Raw genomic sequence first — 586 nt, 5'->3', positions numbered from 1 at the left:
GCATTAACGTCTTTGTTACCCTCTACGAGCACCGCTGGGGCAAAGCGCTATCCAGCTCGCTGCTGTTGGCCGATGCGCGCCATACCCTCAGCGACGTTGGGGTGACGCTGACGGTCTTGCTGGGGTTGGCCGGCATGCATTATTGGGGGATCCCTTGGTTGGATCAAGCCCTGGCTTTGCCGGTGGCGCTGCTGGTGCTCCGAAGCGGCTGGGAAGTGCTGCAGGAGAATCTTCCCTACCTCACCGACCGGGTGGCGATCCCTGCCGAGGCCCTGCGGGATCTGATCCTGAGCGTGCCAGGCGTGCTCGACTGCCATGACATCACTTCCCGCGGGATCCCAGGGGAAATGGTCTTTATCGAGATGCACCTGGTGGTGGAGCCACAGGACATTGAGTCCGCCCACCGCCTTACCGAGGAAGTTGAACGCCTCTTGCAGGAGCGCTACGGGCCGGCGCGGATCCTCATCCACCTGGAGCCTCGCTCCCATATCGAGCAACCCTAGCAGGAGCTCGCCACCTGCCAACAGATAGCCTAGCCAAGGCTCAGGGATCCTGATGTTTCCAAAAGAACACCAAAACGGTATCA

Annotated in this window: 1 protein-coding gene; it reads left to right on the top strand. The window is 60.9% G+C overall.

Annotated features, from left to right (window positions below; all coding sequences use genetic code 11):
- Positions 1-503 (top strand): cation diffusion facilitator family transporter (locus tag NW856_RS04610; protein ID WP_414399331.1); only part of this gene is annotated, 503 nt, incomplete at its 5' end.
- Positions 504-586 lie beyond the last annotated feature (83 nt).

The sequence above is a fragment of the Synechococcus sp. R3-13 genome (genome assembly GCF_047462195.1).
In the GTDB taxonomy this organism is placed as follows: domain Bacteria; phylum Cyanobacteriota; class Cyanobacteriia; order Thermostichales; family Thermostichaceae; genus Thermostichus.
Note: the sequence above shows the minus strand (reverse complement) of the source record. Positions and strands in the feature narration are given on the sequence as shown.